This window comes from Pseudomonas sp. FSL R10-2964 (assembly GCF_009600035.1).
GTDB classification, from domain to species: Bacteria; Pseudomonadota; Gammaproteobacteria; order Pseudomonadales; family Pseudomonadaceae; genus Aquipseudomonas; species Aquipseudomonas bubulae.
This window is the reverse complement of the sequence record NZ_WIWH01000010.1, coordinates 16,872-38,422: the sequence shown is the minus strand read 5'-3', so window position 1 is coordinate 38,422 and position 21,551 is coordinate 16,872. Positions and strand designations below refer to the sequence as shown.

General features: G+C 60.1%; 21 protein-coding genes. 18 read left to right on the top strand and 3 right to left on the bottom strand.

Annotation, left to right across the window (positions count from 1 at the left end):
* Positions 1 to 16: 16 nt before the first annotated feature.
* Positions 17 to 3,364, top strand: coding sequence for a mechanosensitive channel MscK (mscK, locus tag GHN92_RS07725; RefSeq protein WP_095017708.1), 3,348 nt, complete (start codon positions 17 to 19; stop codon positions 3,362 to 3,364).
* 135 nt (positions 3,365 to 3,499) lie between these two features.
* Positions 3,500 to 4,963, top strand: coding sequence for a protein adenylyltransferase SelO (gene selO, locus GHN92_RS07720; RefSeq protein WP_153379823.1), 1,464 nt, complete (start codon positions 3,500 to 3,502; stop codon positions 4,961 to 4,963).
* 111 nt (positions 4,964 to 5,074) lie between these two features.
* Here selO and GHN92_RS07715 read toward each other — a convergent pair whose 3' ends face one another.
* Both GHN92_RS07715 and GHN92_RS07710 read right to left on the bottom strand, forming a co-directional pair.
* Entirely contained in the window at positions 5,075 to 5,476 is a 402-nt protein-coding gene (locus GHN92_RS07715) for a type II toxin-antitoxin system HigA family antitoxin (protein ID WP_095017710.1), read from the bottom strand.
* Complete coding sequence (locus GHN92_RS07710; RefSeq protein WP_153379821.1) at positions 5,473 to 5,769, bottom strand: type II toxin-antitoxin system HigB family toxin; 297 nt, start codon at positions 5,767 to 5,769, stop codon at positions 5,473 to 5,475. Before GHN92_RS07710 ends, GHN92_RS07715 begins: the two co-directional genes overlap by 4 nt.
* A 262-nt stretch (positions 5,770 to 6,031) precedes the next feature.
* Here GHN92_RS07710 and trxC point away from each other — a divergent pair, with 262 nt between their 5' ends.
* Positions 6,032 to 6,472, top strand: a complete 441-nt coding sequence (trxC, locus tag GHN92_RS07705) for a thioredoxin TrxC (RefSeq protein ID WP_095000889.1) — start codon at positions 6,032 to 6,034, stop codon at positions 6,470 to 6,472.
* Here trxC and GHN92_RS07700 read toward each other — a convergent pair.
* Entirely contained in the window at positions 6,469 to 7,242 is a 774-nt protein-coding gene (locus GHN92_RS07700) for a ParA family protein (protein ID WP_095000888.1), read from the bottom strand. The genes trxC and GHN92_RS07700 overlap by 4 nt on opposite strands.
* A gap of 303 nt (positions 7,243 to 7,545) precedes the next feature.
* Between GHN92_RS07700 and GHN92_RS07695 the strand changes: the two genes are divergently transcribed.
* Genes GHN92_RS07695 through GHN92_RS07625 form a run of 15 tightly spaced genes read left to right on the top strand, consistent with a single transcriptional unit; the run spans position 7,546 to position 21,546 of the window.
* Positions 7,546 to 8,268: a beta-ketoacyl synthase chain length factor gene (locus GHN92_RS07695; RefSeq protein WP_133144758.1), complete on the top strand. Its 723-nt coding sequence runs from the start codon at positions 7,546 to 7,548 to the stop codon at positions 8,266 to 8,268.
* Positions 8,244 to 9,056, top strand: a complete 813-nt coding sequence (locus tag GHN92_RS07690; protein ID WP_095000886.1) for a 1-acyl-sn-glycerol-3-phosphate acyltransferase — start codon at positions 8,244 to 8,246, stop codon at positions 9,054 to 9,056. Before GHN92_RS07695 ends, GHN92_RS07690 begins: the two co-directional genes overlap by 25 nt.
* Positions 9,031 to 9,291, top strand: a complete 261-nt coding sequence (locus tag GHN92_RS07685) for a phosphopantetheine-binding protein (RefSeq protein WP_095000885.1) — start codon at positions 9,031 to 9,033, stop codon at positions 9,289 to 9,291. Before GHN92_RS07690 ends, GHN92_RS07685 begins: the two co-directional genes overlap by 26 nt.
* A 9-nt stretch (positions 9,292 to 9,300) precedes the next feature.
* Positions 9,301 to 9,555 (top strand): acyl carrier protein, encoded by a 255-nt coding sequence (locus tag GHN92_RS07680; RefSeq protein WP_095000884.1) that lies wholly within the window; start codon positions 9,301 to 9,303, stop codon positions 9,553 to 9,555.
* Positions 9,552 to 10,097, top strand: coding sequence for a hypothetical protein (locus GHN92_RS07675; RefSeq protein ID WP_095000883.1), 546 nt, complete (start codon positions 9,552 to 9,554; stop codon positions 10,095 to 10,097). Before GHN92_RS07680 ends, GHN92_RS07675 begins: the two co-directional genes overlap by 4 nt.
* On the top strand, positions 10,094 to 11,764 hold the full coding sequence (locus GHN92_RS07670; RefSeq protein WP_095000882.1) for an AMP-binding protein: 1,671 nt from the start codon (positions 10,094 to 10,096) through the stop codon (positions 11,762 to 11,764). The genes GHN92_RS07675 and GHN92_RS07670 overlap by 4 nt, the downstream gene beginning before the upstream one ends.
* A 13-nt stretch (positions 11,765 to 11,777) precedes the next feature.
* Entirely contained in the window at positions 11,778 to 12,512 is a 735-nt protein-coding gene (locus tag GHN92_RS07665; protein WP_095000881.1) for a glycosyltransferase family 2 protein, read from the top strand.
* On the top strand, positions 12,509 to 13,447 hold the full coding sequence (locus GHN92_RS07660; RefSeq protein WP_095000880.1) for a glycosyl transferase: 939 nt from the start codon (positions 12,509 to 12,511) through the stop codon (positions 13,445 to 13,447). The genes GHN92_RS07665 and GHN92_RS07660 overlap by 4 nt, the downstream gene beginning before the upstream one ends.
* Positions 13,428 to 14,972 (top strand): histidine ammonia-lyase, encoded by a 1,545-nt coding sequence (gene hutH, locus GHN92_RS07655; protein ID WP_095000879.1) that lies wholly within the window; start codon positions 13,428 to 13,430, stop codon positions 14,970 to 14,972. The genes GHN92_RS07660 and hutH overlap by 20 nt, the downstream gene beginning before the upstream one ends.
* Positions 14,965 to 15,390 carry a thioesterase family protein gene (locus tag GHN92_RS07650; protein ID WP_095000878.1) on the top strand — a complete coding sequence of 142 codons (426 nt, stop codon included), beginning with the start codon at positions 14,965 to 14,967 and terminating at the stop codon, positions 15,388 to 15,390. The genes hutH and GHN92_RS07650 overlap by 8 nt, the downstream gene beginning before the upstream one ends.
* Positions 15,387 to 16,097: an outer membrane lipoprotein carrier protein LolA gene (locus GHN92_RS07645; protein WP_256666444.1), complete on the top strand. Its 711-nt coding sequence runs from the start codon at positions 15,387 to 15,389 to the stop codon at positions 16,095 to 16,097. Before GHN92_RS07650 ends, GHN92_RS07645 begins: the two co-directional genes overlap by 4 nt.
* Positions 16,098 to 16,140: 43 nt before the next feature.
* Positions 16,141 to 18,402 (top strand): MMPL family transporter, encoded by a 2,262-nt coding sequence (locus GHN92_RS07640; protein WP_372239734.1) that lies wholly within the window; start codon positions 16,141 to 16,143, stop codon positions 18,400 to 18,402.
* A complete protein-coding gene (locus GHN92_RS07635) occupies positions 18,396 to 19,559 on the top strand; it encodes a sodium:proton antiporter (protein WP_095020169.1) in 1,164 nt (387 codons plus the stop codon). The genes GHN92_RS07640 and GHN92_RS07635 overlap by 7 nt, the downstream gene beginning before the upstream one ends.
* Before the next feature lie 2 nt (positions 19,560 to 19,561).
* Positions 19,562 to 20,794, top strand: coding sequence for an NAD(P)/FAD-dependent oxidoreductase (locus GHN92_RS07630; protein ID WP_153379816.1), 1,233 nt, complete (start codon positions 19,562 to 19,564; stop codon positions 20,792 to 20,794).
* Positions 20,791 to 21,546: a class I SAM-dependent methyltransferase gene (locus GHN92_RS07625; RefSeq protein ID WP_153379814.1), complete on the top strand. Its 756-nt coding sequence runs from the start codon at positions 20,791 to 20,793 to the stop codon at positions 21,544 to 21,546. The genes GHN92_RS07630 and GHN92_RS07625 overlap by 4 nt, the downstream gene beginning before the upstream one ends.
* Positions 21,547 to 21,551 lie beyond the last annotated feature (5 nt).

Sequence of the window (21,551 nt, the reverse complement as noted above, 5' to 3'; positions counted from 1 at the left end):
TGTCTGACCGGTATCTATGCCAACTCTGCGCACGTTCATCGCCACCGTCCTGCTCGGCCTGAGCCTTTGTGTCGGCACGCTTCAGGCTGCCGACCCGCCTACCGCCGAAGCGGTGCAGCAAAGCCTGGACAAAATTGCCGAGCGCAAACTGCCGGACGCCGACCAAAAAGCCCTGCAGGCGGTGCTCCAGCAGACCCTGACCCTGCTCGACAGCAAAGCCGATTACGAACAGCGCCTGAACGACGTCAAACAACAGATCAACGATGCCCCTCGCCAGACTGCCGAAAACCAGCGCGAACTGGCCAAAATCAAGGCCAGCAAACCCATACCCGTAGCCCAGCGCTACAGCGAGCTGTCCGTGCAGCAGCTGGAACAACTGCTGGCGGAACGCACCACGCAACAGGGCGAGCTGCAAAAAGCCCTGGCTATCGCCAACAGCCAAAGCATTGCCGCGCAGACCCGACCCGAGCGGGCTCAGGCCGAGATCAGCAACAGCCAGACCCGTATCCAGCAGATCAACACCACCCTGAAAACAGGACGCGACAATGGCAAGTTGCTTACCCCCGATCAGCGCAACCAGCTCAACGCCGAAGCCGCCTCGCTCAACGCACTGATTGCCCTGCGCCGCCAGGAACTGGCTGGCAACAGCCTGTTGCAAGATCTGAGCGGCAGCCAGCACGACCTACTGCTGGAAAAAACCACGCGCCAGGACCAGGAAATCCAGGACCTGCAAACCCTGATCAATCAAAAGCGCCTGGCCCAGTCGCAGCAGACCGTGACCGAGCAATCCATCGAGGCTAAAAAGTCCGGCAGCAGCAGCCTGCTGGCGACCGAAAGCGCGATCAACCTCAAGCTCTCCGACTACCTGTTGCGCAGCACCGATCGCCTCAACGAGGTGACCCAGCAGAATCTGCAAACAAAGCAACAACTGGACAACGTTACCCAGAGCGACCAGGCCCTGGATGAGCAGATCAACGTGCTCAAGGGCAGTTTGTTGCTGTCCAAGATACTTTATAAGCAGAAGCAAGCCCTGCCGCGCCTGCAAAAAATGGACAAGAATCTGGCAGACGAAATCGCCGATATCCGTCTGTACCAGTTTGAAATCAACCAGCAGCGCGAGTTGATCAGCAACCCCACGACTTACGTCGACAACCTGCTGTCCACCCAACCTGCCGACCAGGTCACACCGCAACTGCGCAAAACCCTGCTCGAACTGGTCAACACCCGCAGCGATCTGCTGGACCGCCTGAACCGCGAACTAAGCTCGCTGCTCAACGAATCGATCACCCTGCAACTGAACCAGAAACAACTGCTCAGCACCGCCCAAAGCCTGCGCGCCACGCTGGATGAGCAAATGTTCTGGATCCCCAGCAACAAGCCGCTGGATCTGGAATGGCTGGAAACCGCACCGCGCCAGCTTGAGCAGCAAATCACCACCCTGCCCTGGGGTTCCAGCGTCAGTGAACTGGCAGAAGGCCTGGTGCAACGTCCCCTGCTGTTCTTGCCGTTTTTGCTGGTGGTCGTGGCGCTGCTGTGGAAACGTCGCTACCTCTACAGCAAATTGAACAAGATCCATCAGGACATCGGTCACTTCAAGCGTGACAGCCAATGGCACACGCCGCTGGCAATATTGATCAATATCTTGCTGGCGATGCCCATTTCATTGGCGCTGGCCTTGTGCGGCTACGCCTTGCAAACCGATGCCCGGGGCATGAATGCCAATACGGGCGCGGCGTTGATTCAGATGGCCGAGGCCTGGCTGGTGTTCTACACCGCTTACCGGATTCTGGCGCCGGGTGGCGTGGCCGAACTGCATTTTCGCTGGGAAAAACCGTTGGTCGCGTTCTTGCAAAACTGGATCCGCAAACTCGGTTTTGTGGTCCTGGCCCTGGTGGCCGTCGTCGCCTTTGCCGAGCAACAACCGGCTGCGCTGGCCGACGATGTCCTGGGTATTCTGGTGGTGCTCAGTTGCTATGCGGCCATGGCCTGGCTGCTCTGCCGCCTGTTGCTCAACGACTTTGAAACAGCAACAAAAGCCTATCGCCTGCGCAAGCTGCTCGGTTTTGCCTTCGCCCTGCTGCCGCTGGCGCTGTTTGTAGCGGTGTGTTTTGGCTACTACTACACCGCACTCAAGCTCAGCGACCGCCTGATCAACACCCTCTATCTGCTGATGCTCTGGCTGGTGGTCGAAGCGGCGTTTGTCCGTGGCCTGGCAGTAGCGGCACGGCGCCTGGCCTACCAGCGTGCACTGGCCAAACGCCAGGCCGCCAAGGAAGCAGGCGAAGGCAACGATACGATTATCGAAGAGCCGACCCTGGACATCGAACAGGTCAACCAACAGTCCCTGCGCCTGATCCGCCTGGCCCTGCTGGCTGGCTTTATCGGCATTCTGTACTGGGTGTGGGCTGACTTGATCTCGGTTTTTTCCTACCTGGACAACATCACCCTCTACGAATATACCAGCGGTACCGGCGCCAATATGAGCATGGTGCCCATCAGCATCGGCGACGTGATAGGTGCGCTGGTCATCATCGGCATCAGCATCGCGCTGGCGCGTAACTTGCCCGGCCTGCTGGAGGTGCTGGTGCTGTCGCGCCTTGATCTGGGCCAGGGCAGTGCTTACGCAACTACGACCCTGCTGACCTACGTGATCATCGGCGTAGGCTTTGTCTCCACCCTGTCGACACTGGGCGTGAGCTGGGACAAGTTGCAATGGCTGGTTGCGGCACTGTCGGTAGGCCTGGGCTTCGGCATGCAGGAAATCTTCGCCAACTTTATTTCCGGGATCATGATTCTGTTCGAACGCCCGGTACGGATCGGCGACACCATCACCATCGGCAATCTGTCAGGTACCGTGAGCAAGATCCGCATCCGGGCCACCACCATCACCGACTTCGACCGCAAAGACATCATCGTCCCGAACAAGACCTTTATTACCGGGCAACTGATCAACTGGTCGCTTACGGACACCATCACCCGTGTGACCCTGAAGTTGGGCGTCGATTACGGCTCCGATCTCGACCTGGTCAAGCAGTTGCTGCTCAAGGCTGCGCAAGAGAACCCGCGGGTGCTCAAAGACCCGGAGCCCCATGTGTACTTCCTCAACTTCGGCCAAAGCACTCTCGACCACGAACTGCGCATGCACGTACGCGACCTGGGCGACCGCAACCCGGTGATCGACGAGGTCAACCGCTTTATCAACCGCGAGTTCAAGAACCACCACATCAACATCTCCTTCCAGCAGATGGAGGTGTACCTCAAGAACCTGCAGGGGCAAGAATACAAACTGGTGCCCGTTGGGCCGGAAGTCCCGCCCGAGCCGACACCACCACCGCAAAAGCCGCAGTTGGGCAAGCTCGACTGACGCAAGTCCGATGCAACCTCTGTGGGAGCTGACTTGCCTGCGATGCAAACGAATCGGTTTAACCAACCAAGCCCGTTGATGCCATCGCGGGCAAGCCCGCTGCCACGATCCGCCACTGTTCACTGGAGACGGTCATTGAAAGCCCTCGACGAACTGACTTTTGATAACCGCTTTGCCCGCCTGGGTGATGCCTTCTCGACCCATGTGCTGCCTGAGCCCATTGACGCACCGCGTGTCGTGGTCGCCAGCGACGCCGCCCTGGCACTGCTCGACCTCGACCCCGCTGTCACCCAAGACCCTGTATTTGCGCAACTGTTTGGCGGCCATACCCTGTGGGCCAACGCCGAGCCTCGGGCGATGGTCTATTCCGGTCATCAGTTCGGTTCTTACAATCCGCAACTGGGCGATGGCCGCGGGTTACTGCTGGGTGAGGTGTATAACGACGCGGGCGAGCACTGGGACCTGCACCTCAAGGGCGCCGGCATGACCCCTTATTCGCGCATGGGTGATGGCCGCGCAGTACTGCGTTCCTCGATCCGCGAGTTTCTCGCCAGCGAGGCACTGCATGCACTGGGCATCCCCAGCAGCCGAGCCCTGTGTGTGATCGCCTCCGACACCCCGGTGTGGCGCGAAACCCAGGAGCGCGCCGCCATGGTGCTGCGCCTGGCACCCAGCCATATACGCTTCGGGCACTTCGAGTATTTCTACTACACCAAGCGCCCCGAGCAGCAAAAGCTACTGGGTGAGCATGTGCTGGCGATGCACTTCCCAGAGTGCCTTGAGCAACCCGAACCCTATCTGGCCATGTTTCGCGAAATCGTCGAACGCAACGCTGAACTGATCGCCAAGTGGCAGGCCTACGGGTTTTGTCACGGTGTAATGAACACCGACAACATGTCGATCCTGGGCATCACCTTTGACTTCGGTCCGTTCGCCTTCCTCGACGACTTCGGCGCCAACTTCATCTGCAACCATTCCGACCATGAAGGGCGTTACTCCTTCAGCAACCAGGTGCCGATCGGCCAGTGGAATCTGAGTGCCCTGGCCCAGGCATTGACGCCGTTTATCAGCGTTGAAGCCTTGCGCGAAACCCTGGGGCTTTTCTTGCCGCTGTACCAGGCCCACTACCTCGACCTGATGCGCCGTCGGTTGGGTCTGACCAGTGCCGAAGACACCGATCAACACCTGGTCGAAACCTTGCTGCAAAAGATGCAAGGCAGCAGCGTCGACTACAACCTGTTTTTCCGGCGCCTGGGGGACCTCCCGGCAGAACAGGCAGTAGCACGGCTGCGAGACGAATTTGTCGATCTCAAGGGTTTTGACGAATGGGCCGCGCAGTACGTGGCCCGGGTTGCCCGAGACGGCGCAAGCGATGAAAGCGTCCGGCGTGAGCGCATGCACGCGGTCAACCCGCTGTATATCCTGCGCAACTACCTGGCACAAAAGGCCATCGATGCGGCTGAGGCCGGGGATTACAGCGAAGTGCAACGCTTGCACACGGTATTGACCCAACCGTTCACCGAACAACCGGGCATGGAAGGCTACGCCGAACGCCCGCCGGAGTGGGGCAAGCATCTGGAAATCAGCTGCTCGTCGTGATGCAAAACCGGTAAATATACTGTTGCCGGTTTTGCCCGCTCCCACAGAACCGAGGCTGGTCGCCAGTCGTCGGCCCACATACCAGCCACAGCGTGGCGCACGCCGTCAGCCTCAGATAAACATATCCACAGGCACTTTGAAGTAATCGGCCAGCCAGCGAATCTGCCGTACGTTGAGCTGGCGTTTACCGCTGAGGATTTCGGACACCACAGACTGGGTGCCGACACCTGGCAAATCGCTTTGCGTCAGCCCGTGTTCCTGCATCACCGAGCGCAGCACATCGACGCCGCTGACCTTGGGCATCGGTCGATGCTCTAGGTCGTAAGCCTCAACCCAGTCACCGATGATGTCCACCAGGCTCATCAAGGGGTTGGTCTCATCATCGCCTATCAAGTCGATCAACGTATCAAGGGCGGCGACCAGCCCGTCGTAATCGGCTTCGTTTTTCGGTTTGCGCAGCAGCGGCGCCACGAATTGCCAATGCTCTGCTGCCTGTTCGACCAATGCGTTCATGGTGCTGATTCCTTCCATTTGCCCTTGTCATAGTCACGGTGATCCAGCACATGACGGATGTAGAGGCGCTGTACCCGGTAACGCACCACGGCGATCAACCGCAGTTTGTTACCACCTATATTGAAAACATGAAACGAACCCACCTTGTCGGTGGCGGGGAAAAACGACCTCAACGCGGCGAAGTCTTCAGGGCTGAGGACTTTGATCTTGCGATACCACTCATCCAGTGCGCTCGCCGATTGCGGCCATTGTGCTTTGGCTTCCCAAATTCGTTTTGCTGCAATCACTCGCATGCAATGTCCTTATCGCATCTTGCTATGAAGGCTAAACCCGAACCCTGGCAATCGCAACTTGCGATAACTATTGCCAGACCAGCGGTGCAAAGCCCGGGGGGTTTTTACAGCCTAGATAGAGACCTGGTGGCCGGCTTGAGCACATTGTGAGCAGATACGTCATGGGGGGTGGCGGCCCAGGTGTTCATCTGCTGAACTGCACGCCATCAATCTGGAGTCGCTGCGACAGGCGGCACCAATGGCCACTTCCAAGGAGCTCTCCATGACCGAACCGCTGCTGATCCCCTGCCCCCACTGCAACGGCCTGAACCGCATCCCCGGCGATCGCCTGGGTGAGCACCCCAAATGCGGGCGCTGCAAAAATGAAGTATTGCTGGCCAGGCCCTTCGATTTGCAGCAAACCGATTACGCCAGCCAGATCAAGGGCGACCTGCCGCTACTGATAGATGTATGGGCCGAGTGGTGCGGGCCCTGCAAGGCCTTTGCTCCGGTATTTGAGCAGGCCGCCCGCCAACTGCTGGGCAAGTGTCGGCTTGCCAAGCTCGACAGCGAGGCCAACCAGCACCTGGCGGGGCAACTGGGCATCCGTTCGATACCCAGCCTGATCCTGTTTAAAAATGGCCGCGAAATCGCACGCCAGAGCGGTGCGTTGCCATTGCAGCAACTTGGCGCCTGGCTGCGCAGCCAAGGCATCAGCGCTTAAGCGTTCTGATCCAGGTAATCGTGCAACTCCACAAACTGCTGGGTCAGCTTGTGCCTCGGGTCGAAGTGAATCAAAGGCTGGCAGGCCTGATGCGACTCACGCATGCGCACTGAGCTGCTCAGGTACATGGGCAGCACCGGCAACCCCTCGGCAATCAGCTCATCAAGCATTTGCTGGGGCAGGCTGGCCCGGGCCTGAAACTGGTTGACCACGATGCCCTCGACCAGCAGGTCTTCATTGTGGTCTTCCTTTAGCTCAGCGATTTCAGCCAGCAGGCCATAGAGCGCCTGACGTGAAAAACTGTCGCAATCGAACGGAATCAGCACACGATCACAGGCAATCAACGCCGATACCGCGTAAAAATTCAGCGCGGGTGGAGTGTCGACATAAATGCGGTCATAGTCTTCAGCCAGCTCGTCCAGCAACTTACGCAACTTGTTGATCTTGTGCTTGGCCTCAAGCTTGGGCTGCAAATCGGCCAATTCACCCGTAGCCGTCACTACGTGCAAGTTTTCAAAGGGTGTTTCGTAAATATCGACCCGGTTTTTCTTCGAGCCCACGCCCGCAGACAAGGTGTGTTTAAAGAACTCGGCAATCCCCATAGGGATATCATCGCCGGTCAGTCCGGTCAGGTATTGAGTAGAGTTGGCCTGGGCATCCAGATCCACCAACAACGTGCGATACCCTTCGCTGGCGCTAACCGCAGCCAGGTTACACGCGATGCTGGATTTACCCACACCGCCTTTCTGGTTAAACACCACGCGACGCATTTCAAAACCTCCGTGTACCTATGAGTGTCCGAGTGTAGATGCCCTTTGCGCGGCTTAGCTACCTTGCTAAGAAATGCCCTACATCAATCGAGAATATCTCCATAAAAACAAACGAATAAATCTCTCAAATAAAATCCATTGATCCTATTTTTCTAAATTCCCAGAAAAACCACACTGGGGCTGTAAGCAATATTTGCTACGAACCAACTGCACCGGGATAATATCGCCCCTCTGTATCAAGTGCGGCGTCGATCGGTGTCCACTTTCGCATCAAGGAAGCCTGCAAGGGCGGGATGAACTCCAGTGATCAATTTCAATATCGCCGCGTGGCGCGCCTGGGCTCCAGGCCTCGACACCGTGGCCGATTGGCAAGCCTGGAGCCAGCACCCCTGTGTACTTGCTGCCAACAGCACAGCACCCGATGTCTCATTTTTACCCGCCATGCAACGGCGCCGCCTCAGCCGCCTGGCTCGCATGGCATTCTGCGTCGGCTGGCCATTGGCCGAAGGCCATGAAGCATTACCGCTGGTCTTTGCCTCGCGTCACGGTGAAACCCCGCGCACATTCGACATACTCAGCGACCTCGCGGCGGATCAGCCCTTGTCCCCCACGCAGTTCAGCCTCTCGGTGCATAACGCCGTGATTGGCCTGTGGTCGATCATGCGCGGCGAAACCAGCGAAATGACCGCTATTGCTGCCGCCGGAGACGGCCTGGAGCACGGCCTGATCGAAGCCTGCGCCCTGCTCAATGAAGGCGCGCCCGCCGTGTTGCTGATCATCACCGAAGAGCAGCCACCCGAGGCCTATGCACGCTGTATCAATGACGTGCCCTTCCCTTATGCCGTGGGCCTGCTGCTGACCCCGGGCGAGCAATGGCAGGTTTCACTCGCCAGTGGTACCGCAGGCATAGAACAAGCTCAATGGCCCCATGCCCTGAATCTGTTGCGCCAACTGCTCGATAAGCAGCAGAGATCATTCCAGCACACCTGGAAAAACCGCGTGTGGAACTGGCAGCACAGCCTGTGAGCGCCCGCCGTGATGCTTATGCCTGGCGCTTGATCGCCACTGCCATCAGCTTTGCACTGTTCGGTATCGGTTGCCTGTGCCTGCGTCTGGTGATTTTTCCGGTGCTGAGTTGCCTGCCGGGCGATGCCACGCGTCAGCGCGAGCGTGCCCGTTTTACCGTCAGCCGCCTGTTCTGGCTGTTTATTCGCACCATGGCGCGCATGGGCGTGCTGACCTATGACGTCCAGGGTGCCGAGCGGCTAGGCCGCCCCGGGCAGATGATCATCGCCAACCACCCGTCGCTAATCGATGTGGTTTTTTTGATCGGCCTGGTGAGAAACGCCAATTGCGTGGTCAAACAGAGCCTTTGGCAAAACCCGTTTACCCGTAGCCCTGTGCGTGCGGCGCAATACATCAGCAATGATGGCAGCGTAGACATGCTCGATAACGCTGCGGGGGCGTTGCAGCAAGGCCAGACCCTGGTGATTTTCCCGGAAGGGACGCGTACCCGGCCAGGCCATGCGCCATCCTTTCATCGCGGGGCCGCCGCGATTGCACTGCGGGGTGCGAAGATCCTTACGCCGGTGGTGATCAAGGTCAGCCCCACCACGCTGACCAAGGCCGAGCCCTGGTATCGCATACCCGAGCGTCGCGTGCACTTCAGCTTTCGGGTCGGTGCCGATATAGATCCACATACATTTTCCGCGCTTGGCCCGCCGCCCAAAGCCTCGCGCCTGCTCAACGACTTCGTGCATGACTATTTTATTAAGGAGCTCGCCACAGATGAGCGATCTGAAAAACGATATTAAACAGCTGATCATCGATGCCCTGGGCCTCGAAGACATCAGTGTCAGCGACATTGGCGACGATCAAACCCTGTTTGGCGACGGCCTGGGGCTGGACTCGGTCGACGCACTGGAGCTGGGCCTGGCGATTCAAAAGACCTACGGCATCAAAATAGACGCCGACGCCAAAGATACACGCAATCATTTTTCCAACGTGGCCAGCCTTGCGGCTTTTGTCACCGCCAAACAGGCAGCCTGAGACCGAACCATGCAAAACCGTGACGACATTTTCAACACCCTGCGCGACGCTCTGGTCGAACTTTTCGAACTGGAACCCGAACGCATCACCCTGGACGCCAACCTGTATCAGGATCTGGAAATCGACAGCATTGACGCTGTCGACCTGATTGACCATATCAAGCGTAAAACCGGCAAACGAATCGCCGCTGAAGAATTCAAATCGGTGCGTACCGTCAATGACGTGGTCGAGGCGGTTTACCGCCTGGTTCACGCTGACGCATGAACCGCCTGATTGGCCTCGGCCTGTTGCTGGCCGGACTGATGTACCCCTTTGCGGTGTACTTCGGCATGGCCCATTTCGCCCCGTGGCAATTCGCGCTGCTGCTGGGCAGCCTGTGGCTGGCCCGCGCCCTGACCGGCGAACGCCGCCCGGGCAGTCTGTTGATGGCGGTGGTTGCATTGATGTTCTGCGCCCTGCTGGGGCTGTTCAACAGCCCGGCACTGTTGCGCTGGTACCCGGTGCTGGTCAGCACGTTCATGCTTTGCCTGTTCGGCCTGAGCCTGAAGTACGGGCCGCCAATGATCGAGCGGCTGGCGCGGTTGCGCGAGCCCGTGCTGCCCGATATTGCAATTGATTACACGCGGCAGGTGACCAAGGTCTGGTGCCTGTTCTTCATGCTAAACGGATTAGTCGCAGCCTCCCTGACGCTGTGGGCGCCGCTGAGCTGGTGGACGTTGTACAACGGCCTGATCGCCTACGCGCTGATGGGGCTGCTGTTTTTCATTGAATGGCTGATACGACAGAAGGTAAGAGGCCGGGCATGAATTGGATAAATCTTGAGCACCTGTTGCTCAAGGGGCACGCAGATCGCCGGGTCAGCGTTGACCCCGAACTGAACCACGACACCCTGCGTGAACGGGCCCTGCGCCTGGCGGGCGGCCTGCAACAGCGCGGCGTGCGACGCGTTGCCGTACACCTTGAAGATGCCGCCGAGCTGGCGCAGGCCTTGCTCGGTGCTTGGCAGGCCGGAGTCAGCGTGCTCTTGCCCGCCGACCTGCAAGCGCAAACCCGCCTTCGATGGGACAGCCAGGTTGACCTGTGGATAACTCAAAGCGAAGAGTTGCAGGACCTGTACGCCGATCCTCTGCCTGCAGCGCAACTGGATCTGGACCAGTGCCAGCTCAGTTTGTGCACCTCGGGCTCCAGCGGCGAACCCAAACGGATCGACAAAAGCCTGCGCCAGATGGCCAACGAGGTTCAGGCACTGGAGCAACTGTGGGGTGCTGATCTGGGTGATGCATGCATTATTGCCAGTGTGGCGGCGCAGCACATCTACGGGCTGTTGTTCCGTGTGTTGTGGCCTCTGTGCGCAGGCCGCAGCTTTGTACGCAAACAACTGGCCTTCCCTGAAGACATGCAACGCGCCAGCCGTGAGCACGCTGCTTTTGCCTGGATCGCCAGCCCGGCCTTGCTCAAGCGCATGGCCGACAACCTCGACTGGCCGGCGTTAAGCTCGGTCCGCCGAGTATTTTCTTCTGGCGGTGCCCTGCCCGAAGAAGCAGCCCGGACGCTGTTCGAACGGCTGGGCCAGTGGCCGACCGAGATCCTCGGCAGCTCCGAAACCGGCGGTATCGCCTGGCGTCAGGGGCAACACCTGTGGCAGCCCTTTGCCGATGTGCAATTGAGCCAGAGCAGTGACGGCGCCTTGATCATCGCCTCTAGCTACTTGCCCAAGGGCCATGTCGAACACACGGCTGATGCCGCCCGTATTGAAGCCGACGGGCGATTTGAGTTGCTCGGGCGACTGGATCGCATCGTCAAACTCGAAGAGAAACGTATTTCCCTGCCAATGCTGGAGCAGGCGCTGGTCTCCCATGACTGGGTAGCCGAAGCCCGCCTGGGCGTGGTGCATGACCAACGCGCCTCACTGGGCGCCCTGCTGGTGCTCAGCGCCAGTGGCCTGTTTGCCCTGCGCGAACAGGGGCGCCGAGCCCTGACCCACACCCTGCGCCAGCACTTGAGTCAGCACTGCGAAGCCGTGGCCTTGCCGCGCCGCTGGCGTTTGCTGCGCCAGTTACCACTCAACAGCCAGGGCAAGCTGCCACAGGCCCGGATCGATGCATTGTTACTCGCACCCCGGCCCAAGCTGCCGGAAGTGTTGAGCCAAAGCGAAGACGCCGGTCAGTGGACGCTGAACCTGTCGATCCCGCCGGACCTGGCGTTCTTCAGCGGCCATTTCCCCAAAACACCGGTGTTGCCGGGTGTGGTGCAAGTGGACTGGGCAATGGTGTTGGGCCAGCAACTGCTCGACCTGCCGCCGCGTTTTGCCGGGATGGAAGTACTCAAGTTCCAGCAACTGGTGCGCCCCGGGGACGCCATTGAATTAACCCTGCGCTTTGACAGCGAACGCGCAAAATTGCACTTCGCCTACCGCAACGCCACTGCACCCTGTTCCAGTGGTCGCATCGTGCTGGAGGCCCCCTGTGGATAACAGTAATAGTCCCGTGCATAACCCCTGCGCCGTGATCCCGGTGTACAACCACGAAACCGCCGTGCCTGGCGTGGTCGCGGCCCTGCGCGCCGCCGGTTTGCCCTGTGTGCTGGTCGACGACGCCAGCAGCCCCGCTTGCGCCGCTGTTCTTGGTGAGCTTGCCCGTGGCGAAAACATCTTCCTCATTCGTCTGGCCGTCAATCAGGGCAAAGGCGGCGCAGTCATGGCCGGTCTTCGTGAAGCCATGCAACTGGGCTTTACCCATGCCCTGCAAGTGGATGCAGATGGCCAGCACGATCTGCGCAACGTCGCTACTTTCATGCGGGTTTCACAGCAAAACCCTGCAGCGCTGGTTTGCGGTTACCCACAGTACGATGCCAGCGTGCCCAAGGGCCGCCTGTATGCGCGTTACCTGACCCATGTGTGGGTGTGGATCAACAGCCTTTCATTGCAGATTCCCGACTCGATGTGCGGTTTTCGGGTCTACCCGCTGGCGCCGACCCTCGCACTGATCAACTCGGTAACGCTGGGCAAGCGCATGGATTTCGACCCCGAGATCCTGGTTCGCCTGGCGTGGCGCAACCAGCCGATGTGCTGGCTGCCGACCCAGGTCCACTACCCGCAGGACGGTCTCTCGCACTTTCGCCTGTTCCATGACAATGCGCTGATTTCGAGCATGCACACCAAGCTGTTTTTCGGCATGTTGATACGCTTGCCGGGCATCCTCTGGAGGCGCTGCAAAGCATGAATGAACCTCAACAGCATTGGGCTGCCCACAAAGAGCGCGGCAGTTTCCGGCTGATGAAGCTCACCGCCCTGGGCGTCAGGTTGCTGGGCCGACGTGTGCTCAGCCCGGTGCTTTACGCCATTGTGCTGTACTTCTTTGTGTTCGGCGGCCGCGCACGACGCAGCATCTGGCAATACCAGCAGCGCCTGGCCGACTGGAGCGAGCAAAGCGAGTTGCGCCCTACTCGCTGGCGGGTATTCGGGCAGTTCATGGCGTTTGCCGACGCCCTGCTCGACAAGCTCGATGTATGGAATGGCCGTCTCAAGATCGAAGACATCGAAATCGTTGACCCCGCGCTGCTGCGCAATCAACTGCGCGGCGAACGCGGGCAGATGCTGGTAGGCGCCCACTTGGGGAACCTTGAAGTCTGCCGTGCGCTCGCCGAACTGGGCGAGCAGGTGACCATGAATGTGCTGGTTCACACCCGGCATGCCGAACACTTCAACCGCCTGCTGGGCGAAGCCGGGGCCAGCCATTTACGGTTGATTCAGGTCAGTGAACTCAACCCGGCGGTGATGCTGCAACTCAACCAGCGCCTGGAAAACGGCGAATGGCTGGCCATCGCCGGTGACCGCGTACCACTCAATGGCGGGCGCCATATAGAGGTCGGTTTCCTCGGCTATACGGCAGCATTCCCCCAAGGCCCGTGGTTGCTGGCAGGACTGCTCAAATGCCCGGTCAATCTGATGTTCTGCCTCAAACACAAAGGCCGTTATCGAGTCATCCTCGAACCCTTTGCCCGCGAAGTGGTGTGGCGACGCAATAACCGCGAGCAGGTGATCGACGACTGGGCCACGCTCTACGCCGACCGCCTGGGCTACTACTGCCTGCAGGCACCGCAACAATGGTTCAACTTTTACCCTTTCTGGAAGACCGATGACGACGCATCCGCATGAGCCAGTAACCTTCGGCCAAACCCCGTTGCGCATTGAAGACGTGCTGGCCCTGGCCAATCGTCAGGCGCCAACGCGGCTGCAGGACGACCCCGACTACCGCGAGCGCATCGCCAAGGGCGCGCGCTTTCTCGACTCGCTGCTGGACAAGGAAGGCGTGATCTATGGCGTAACCACCGGCTACGGCGACTCCTGCGTGGTTGCGGTGCCGCTGGAGCACGTCGAAGCCTTGCCCCGCCACCTCTATACCTTCCACGGTTGCGGCCTGGGCAAATTGCTCGATGCGCAAGCCACCCGCGCGGTGCTTGCGGCACGCTTGCAGTCGCTGTGCCACGGCGTGTCGGGGGTGCGCATAGAGTTGCTGGAACGATTGCAGGCTTTTATTGCCCACGACATCCTGCCACTGATCCCCGAAGAAGGCTCGGTGGGGGCCAGTGGCGACCTGACGCCACTGTCTTACGTGGCCGCAACCCTGTCGGGCGAACGCGAAGTCCTGTTCAAGGGCGAGCGCCGCCTTGCAGCAGATGTGCACCGGGAACTGGGCTGGACACCGCTGATACTTCGGCCCAAGGAAGCGCTGGCACTGATGAACGGTACCGCCGTGATGACCGGCCTCGCCTGCCTGGCCTATGCCCGCGCCGACTACCTGCTCAAACTGGCCACGCGCATCACCGCCCTCAACGTGGTGGCGCTGCAAGGCAACCCCGAGCACTTTGACGAACGCCTGTTTGCCACCAAGCCGCACCCGGGACAAATGCAGGTCGCTGCCTGGATCCGTCAGGACCTCGCCATCGATGCCCCCACCGCACCGTTGCATCGCCTGCAAGACCGCTACTCGCTGCGTTGCGCGCCCCATGTGCTGGGCGTGCTGGCAGACAGCCTGAGCTGGCTGCGCGGGTTTATCGAGACCGAACTCAACAGCGCCAACGACAACCCGATCATTGACGCCGAAGAGGAGCGCGTACTGCACGGCGGGCACTTCTACGGCGGCCATATCGCCTTTGCGATGGACAGCCTCAAGACCTTGGTGGCCAACGTCGCCGACCTGCTCGACCGCCAGCTCGCCCTGTTGGTGGACGTGCGCTACAACCACGGCCTGCCGAGCAACCTGTCGGGCGCCAGCGCAGAACGGGCAATGCTCAACCACGGCTTTAAAGCGGTGCAGATAGGTACCAGCGCCTGGACTGCCGAGGCATTGAAAAACACCATGCCGGCCAGCGTCTTCTCCCGCTCCACGGAATGCCATAACCAGGACAAGGTGAGCATGGGCACCATCGCCGCTCGTGATGCGATCCGCGTACTGGAGTTGACCGAGCAGGTGGCAGCGGCCACCTTGCTGGCTGCCCATCAGGGCGTTTGGCTGCGCAGCCGTGCCGAAGACGCTCGCCCGTTGCCGCCGGCGCTGGCGCAGATGCATGCCGAACTGGCCAAGGATTTTGCCCCCGTGGTTGAAGACCGCGCCCTGGAAGCCGAACTGCGTTTGTGCCTGAGCCGCATCGCCCAACAACACTGGAGGCTGCATGCGTAGTAAAGGGGTTTTTCACGTTGATACCGAAGTGTTGGTGCCGTTTTTCGACATCGATACCATGCACGTGGTGTGGCACGGGCATTACGTCAAATACCTCGAAGTGGCGCGCTGTGCGCTGCTTGACCATATCGGTCACAACTACACGCAGATGCTCGAAGCGGGTTATGCGTGGCCGGTGATCGACATGCAGTTGCGTTATGTCCGCGGCGCCACGTTCGGCCAGCGGATCAACGTGCGCGCCAGCCTGGTGGAATGGGAGAACCGCCTGAAGATTAATTATCTGATTAGCGATGCGGTCACGGGTGAGCGTTTGACTAGGGCAGTTACAGTGCAGGTGGCGGTTGAAATTGAGAGCCGGGAGATGCAATTGGCCTCGCCTGGGTGTTTTGTGCGGGCTGTAGAGCGGGTGCTGTCATGAATGGATCAAAAGCCCCTCACCCTAGCCCTCTCCCAAAGGGAGAGGGGATTGACCGCGGCGCACTCAAGAACTCAGCCATTCTGCCCTCTCTCCCTCTGGGAGAGGGCAAAGGCCGCACCCGTCTCTCATTGCTGTTCGCCGCCTTGCTGTTCACCCCACTGGCCCACGCCTTCGACCTGCAACAACTGAGCGAACAACTGGCCAAGCCCCAGGTGATCCACGGTGATTTCATCCAGGAAAAACACCTGCGCGCGCTGCCCAAGCCACTCACCAGCACCGGCACATTTGTCCTGGCCAAGGACCACGGCCTGCTCTGGCAACTGAAAACCCCGCTGCAACAGGATTACCGCATCAACGCCCAGGGCATCGCCCGACGCGACGGCACGCAATGGCAGATGCTCCCGGGCAAAAGCGCGGGCGCCGAGCAGAACCGTTTGTTCCTCGCTGTTTTGCAAGGCGACAGCAGCGGCCTGCAACGTGATTTCGACCTGCAATTACAAGGCGAACCCAGCCGCTGGGCGCTGACGCTGACACCACGTTCACTGCTGCTCAAGCAAGTGTTCACCCGGATCAATATTGAAGGCGGCGAGCTGGTGCAACGTATCGAACTGCAAGAAGCCCAAGGTGACAGCACGCTGCTAAAAATGCCAAACAGCGTCGGCAATCAACCCTTGAGCGACGCGGAGCAAAACGACTTTGCGCAGTGAGCGCTGGCTGCCACGGGCCTTTCTGGTTCTGTTGCTGGCCGTGATGGCACTGGCTGGCTGGCAGTGGCGCCACGGTGCGCCGCTGTCGGCCAACCTGATGGAGCTGGTGCCAGGCGACACACCGGATGCGCTGGAGCTCAGCGCCGAACAGCGCATGCAAGAGCCCCTGAACCGCGAAATGCTGGTGCTGGTCGCCAGTGCAGACCGTCAGCAGGCGATCGCCAGCGCTCAACAATTGGGCGAGCAATGGCAAGCCAGCGGCCTGTTTGAAAAGGTCCAGTGGGACCTGCAAGCCGACCTCCCGGCCCTGCGCGAGCAACTGCTGCGCGGGCGTCTGGCGATGCTCTCGAACGCCGACCGTACCCAGTTGATCGAACACCCCGAGGCCTTTATCCAGCAGCGGGTGCAGGCGTTGTTCGACCCCTTTACCGGCTTTAGCCTGGTGCCCAGCCAGGATGACTGGCTGGGCCTGACCGGTCGCATTCAAAACAGCCAGCCGCAACACGGTGCAGTGCAACTGGACATTGGCAGCGGCGCCCTGATTGCCGATGCCGACGGCAAAAGCTGGGTGCTGTTGCGCGCCCGTACGCAAGGCAATGCATTCGATATGAAGCTGCCTCTGCGGGTCGCCGAACTGCTCGAACAGAGCCGTGAACAGGTCGCTAAAAACGACGTGCAATTACTCGCCGCCAGTGGCCTGCTGTATGCCGCCAGCGGGCAACAACAAGCCAGCCGGGAAATCACCTGGGTCGGCGGTGGTGCAACGGTGGGTATTTTGCTGCTGTTGCTGCTGGCCTTCCGGCGCTGGCGCGTGCTGCTGGCCTTCGTTCCAGTGCTGGTGGGCATGCTGTTTGGCGCCGTGGCCTGTGTCGCGTGGTTTGGCAGCATGCACGTGATGACACTGGTGCTGGGCTCCAGCCTGATCGGCGTGGGGGTGGATTACCCCCTGCATTACCTGTCCAAAAGCTGGAGCCTGAGACCCTGGCGCAGCTGGCCCGCCTTGCGCCTGACCTTGCCCGGTCTGAGCCTGAGCCTGGCCACCAGTTGCATCGGTTATCTGGCGCTGGCTTTCACACCCTTCCCGGCGTTGACACAAATCGCCCTTTTTTCCGCGGCCGGTTTGATCGGCGCTTACTTGAGTGCGGTGTGCCTGCTGCCGGCGCTGCTCAAAGGCGTCGAGTTGCGTCCTGCGCAATGGCCACTGAGCATTGCGCAAAGTCTGCTTGATGCACGCGCAGCACTGCTGAAAAAAGTCCCGACAGCTGCGCTGCTGGCACTGCTGCTGACCTTTTGTGCCGCCGGCTTGTGGCAGCTCACCAGCAAAAACGACATCCGCCAATGGGTCGGCGCCCCGCCACAGTTGATGAACGAAGCCCAGGCCATTGCGCGCATCACCGGCTATCAGCCAACCAGCCAGTTCTTTCTGGTACGCGCCGACAACGAACAGCAATTACTGGAGCGCCAGAGCAGCCTGAGCCAGCGCCTGGAACAGTTGATCGGCAGCGGCAAGTTGCAAGGCTTTCTGGCCCTCAACCAACTGGTCAGCCAGCCCGGCGAGCAACAACGATTGCGCGCCGCCCTCAGCGCGCTGCCTCAACACTGGCAGCCGCTGCTGGCGCTGGGCGTACCCGAAAGCGCCTTGCAAACCGAGCTGACGCAGCTGCAAGCCTTGCCCGATCAGTCAATCGACGATGCGCTGGCAGGCCCGTTGGCCGAACCATGGCGAGCACTATGGCTGGGCAAAAATACCGACGGCGTCGCCGCGATGGTCAGCCTGCAAGGTTTAAATGATGCCAGCCTGTTGCGTGCGCAAACGCAGGACTTGCCCGGTGTGAAACTGGTGGATCGCCTGGGGGACTTGAACAAAGTGTTTGCGGCCACACAAATCAGCGCTGCTGAATTGAAGCTGTTGTCATGCGCGCTGATCGTCGTGCTCTTGATCGCTCCGTTTGGCTTTGGCGGAGCATTGCGCATCGTTGCGCTGCCGCTCCTCGCCGCCCTGTGCAGCCTCGCCAGCCTTGGCTGGCTGGGCCAGCCGCTGACCTTGTTCAGCCTGTTCGGCTTATTGCTGGTCACCGCCATCAGCGTCGACTACGCGATTCTGATGCGCGAGCAAATCGGTGGTGCGGCCGTCAGCTTGCTGGGCACCTTGCTGGCCGCCCTGACCACATGGCTGTCGTTTGGCTTGCTGGCGGTGTCGAGTACACCGGCGGTGAGCAATTTCGGCTTGTCGGTGAGCCTGGGGCTGGCGTTCAGCTTTATCCTCGCCCCCTGGGCGGGCAAGCAGGAGCATAGGCCGTGTTGACGGGTCTGTTCTGGCTGCTGGCGTTAGTCCTGTTTGCGCTGGCCACTCACGTGGGTCGGCGCTTTCGCATGATCCCGATTGTCAGCCAGTTGTTGCTGGCGTCCATCGGTTTGCCGTTGCTGATGCTGTTCTGGATCGAGCCGCACTGGCAGCTCAACGGTGCACAACTGGTGGCGCCGGTCTGGCTCAAAAGCCTTTACAGCCTGAGCTTCGCCCTGTTGCTGGGGACCATTTTGAGCGACGTGATTGATCTGCGACTGGACCGCCAGAGCCTGAAAATCGCCCTGCCCAGCTTTGCCGTGCCCTTCGTCAGCGGGCTCGCCTGCGCCGTCTGGCTGTTGCCCGAGCAACCCTGGCTGAATTCGCTGGCCGTGGGGCTGGTGTTTGCCATCACTGCCATCCCGGTGCTGTACCTGTACCTGCGCCATATCGACTACCCGCCTGCTGCCTCCCGTCGCCTGGTGCAAAGCGCAATTGTGATCGACCTGACCTGTTGGAGCCTGTTCGGCCTGGCCCAGGGCAGCCTGAACCTGAGCAGTGTATTACTGCCGCTGGCCGGGGCTTTATTGCCGCTGCTGATGCGCGGCCTGCGCATTCGTCAGCCGCTGTGCTACAGCCTGAGTTTTTTCGCACTGTTGGTGGTGGCTGAACATTACCGCCTCAATGCGTTGATATTTGGCGTCGGCTATCTGGTCTGCATGGCATGGCTCAAGGTACCGCTGGTGATGCCGTTAAAGGCCGTGTGGCTTGAGCGCATGCAGACCACGCTGGCGATCCCGCTGATTCTGACGTTCGGCATTGTGCAGATTGATGTACACAGCGCCCTGGGCCAGATAAGCCCGCTGCAACTGGCGGCCCTGTTGCTTCTGCCGATGGCCAGCAAACTGCTGGGCAACTGGCTCGGACTGAGCTGGGCCACGCCCTCGTTTGCAGGCGCCAGCCGATGGCGTGAGAGCCTGCTGCTGAACATTCGCGGGTTGAGTGAGATCGTATTCCTCAACTTGCTGCTGCAACAACAGCTGATCAGTCCCGCGTTGTACTTCGCGTTGATACTGATGAGCCTCATCGCCACGCTGCTGCCGGCGCTGGCGGGTATGAGCAACCCCCCCTTGAAGTCTGCCGTGGTACCCGGCAAGGAGCGCCTGTGTCAGGAATAGAAATGGAACGTCGTCAGGTTGTAGTCATCGGTGCAGGACCGTCCGGCGCCATTGCCTCGGCCCTACTTAAACGCAAGGGCCACGATGTGCTGGTTATCGAGCGCCAGCACTTCCCGCGCTTTTCGATTGGCGAAAGCCTGCTTTCGCACTGCATCGACTTCATCGAAGAAGCGGGCATGCTGGACGCGGTGCAGGCCGCCGGCTTCCAGCTGAAAAACGGTGCTGCCTTCGCCTGGGGCGAGCAATACAGCGCCTTCGATTTTGGTGACACATTCAGTAACGGCAAACCCACCACCTTTCAGGTGCAACGCGCGGACTTCGACAAACTGCTGGCCGATCAAGCCGCGCTGCAAGGTGTCGAAATCCGTTATGGCGAAACCGTGATCAGCACGGATATCGAGCGTGCCAAACCGCTCCTGCACATTGAGCGCGAAGACACCAGCCGCTATCAGGTTGAAGCTGACTTCATTCTCGACGCCAGCGGCTACGGCCGCGTATTGCCGCGCTTGCTCGACCTTGAAGCACCGTCGAACTTTCCGCTGCGTCAGGCGGTGTTTACCCACGTGGAAGACCGTATCGATTACGAAGGTTTTGATCGCAACAAAATCCTTATTACCACCCACCCGACCCAGCGCGACATCTGGTTCTGGAGCATCCCGTTCAGCAATGGCCGCACGTCGGTGGGCGTGGTGGCGGCAGCCGGGCATTTCGAAGGCCGCAGTGAAAACCTCGACACCTGCCTGCGCAGTTTTATCGATGAAACCCCCAGCCTGCAACGGGTGCTGGCCAATGCCGTATGGGACACTCCGGCCCGTACCCTGGGCGGTTACTCGGCCAACGTCAAAACCCTGCACGGCCCTGGTTTTGCACTATTGGGCAACGCTGCCGAGTTCCTCGACCCGGTGTTCTCCTCGGGCGTAACCATCGCCATGCGTTCAGCGAGCATGGCGGCGGGCGTGCTGCACCGTCAGTTGCAAGGCGAGGCGGTGGACTGGCAAAGCGAGTTTGCCGAACCGCTCAAGCGCGGGGTCGACACCTTCCGTTGCTATGTTGAAGGCTGGTACGCCGGCACCTTCCAGGACGTGATCTACCACCCCGGTAGCCAGCCGCATATTCGCAGCATGATCAGCTCGATCCTGGCCGGTTATGCCTGGGACGAAAGCAACCCCTTTGTCAGCGAGTCCAGGCGCCGTTTGCGCATGCTGTCGGATATCTGCGCCACGGAGCCCGCATGAAACCTCTGAGCGATACCTACGTTGAAGAAACCCGCCTGGGGTTCTGGTTCTTGCGCAGCCACACCTGGCAGCACCATGTACTGCGGGTGGCCATCAATGACCTGCGCAGCCTGTTCAGTGATGAACTGCCAACCGCGCCGGTGATCCTCGATGCCGGTTGCGGCCAGGGCAAATCGTTCCAATACCTGGACAAAACCTTCGCTCCGAAGCGCCTGATCGGCCTCGATGCTGATCCCCTGAGCCTGCACTTGAGCGCCGAAGAAGCCCGGCGTCAGGGCATCGACATTGAGCTGATCGGCAGCGATTGCGCTGAGCTGAAGGTGGCCGATGACAGCATCGACATCCTGTTCTGTCACCAGACTTTTCATCACCTGGTGCAACAGGACCGGGCATTGGCCGAGTTCTACCGGGTGCTCAAGCCCGGTGGTTACTTGCTGTTTGCCGAGTCCACCGAAGCCTATATCGACACTTGGGTGATCCGCTGGCTGTTCCGTCACCCCATGCATGTGCAAAAAAGCGCAGCGCAATACCTGGAGATGATCCGTGACCAGGGCTTTGAATTTGAGCCACAGAATATCTCCTATCCTTACCTGTGGTGGAGTCGCTCCAAGGACTTCGGCCTGTTGGAGCGGGTTGGCTTGCTAAAGCCAAAACCGGTGGGCCAGCGTGATGAAACCCTGGTCAACGTGGTGGCGCGCAAACCCCAATCCCCTGCGGGAGCGGGTTTACTCGCGACAGGATCGCTGCTGTGAATCAG

Excerpts from the sequence above, each read along its gene's own strand:
- GHN92_RS07670 (WP_095000882.1), top strand. The coding sequence starts at position 10,094 with ATGAATTGGATAAATCTTGAGCACCTGTTGCTCAAGGGGCACGCAGAT.
- GHN92_RS07715 (WP_095017710.1), bottom strand. The coding sequence starts at position 5,476 with ATGAACGCATTGGTCGAACAGGCAGCAGAGCATTGGCAATTCGTGGCG.
- GHN92_RS07680 (WP_095000884.1), top strand. The coding sequence starts at position 9,301 with ATGCAAAACCGTGACGACATTTTCAACACCCTGCGCGACGCTCTGGTC.
- GHN92_RS07675 (WP_095000883.1), top strand. The coding sequence starts at position 9,552 with ATGAACCGCCTGATTGGCCTCGGCCTGTTGCTGGCCGGACTGATGTAC.
- GHN92_RS07630 (WP_153379816.1), top strand. The coding sequence starts at position 19,562 with ATGGAACGTCGTCAGGTTGTAGTCATCGGTGCAGGACCGTCCGGCGCC.
- GHN92_RS07685 (WP_095000885.1), top strand. The coding sequence starts at position 9,031 with ATGAGCGATCTGAAAAACGATATTAAACAGCTGATCATCGATGCCCTG.
- hutH (WP_095000879.1), top strand. The coding sequence starts at position 13,428 with ATGACGACGCATCCGCATGAGCCAGTAACCTTCGGCCAAACCCCGTTG.
- GHN92_RS07700 (WP_095000888.1), bottom strand. The coding sequence starts at position 7,242 with ATGCGTCGCGTGGTGTTTAACCAGAAAGGCGGTGTGGGTAAATCCAGC.
- trxC (WP_095000889.1), top strand. The coding sequence starts at position 6,032 with ATGACCGAACCGCTGCTGATCCCCTGCCCCCACTGCAACGGCCTGAAC.
- mscK (WP_095017708.1), top strand. The coding sequence starts at position 17 with ATGCCAACTCTGCGCACGTTCATCGCCACCGTCCTGCTCGGCCTGAGC.
- GHN92_RS07625 (WP_153379814.1), top strand. The coding sequence starts at position 20,791 with ATGAAACCTCTGAGCGATACCTACGTTGAAGAAACCCGCCTGGGGTTC.
- GHN92_RS07660 (WP_095000880.1), top strand. The coding sequence starts at position 12,509 with ATGAATGAACCTCAACAGCATTGGGCTGCCCACAAAGAGCGCGGCAGT.
- GHN92_RS07640 (WP_372239734.1), top strand. The coding sequence starts at position 16,141 with ATGGCACTGGCTGGCTGGCAGTGGCGCCACGGTGCGCCGCTGTCGGCC.
- GHN92_RS07650 (WP_095000878.1), top strand. The coding sequence starts at position 14,965 with ATGCGTAGTAAAGGGGTTTTTCACGTTGATACCGAAGTGTTGGTGCCG.
- GHN92_RS07710 (WP_153379821.1), bottom strand. The coding sequence starts at position 5,769 with ATGCGAGTGATTGCAGCAAAACGAATTTGGGAAGCCAAAGCACAATGG.
- GHN92_RS07645 (WP_256666444.1), top strand. The coding sequence starts at position 15,387 with ATGAATGGATCAAAAGCCCCTCACCCTAGCCCTCTCCCAAAGGGAGAG.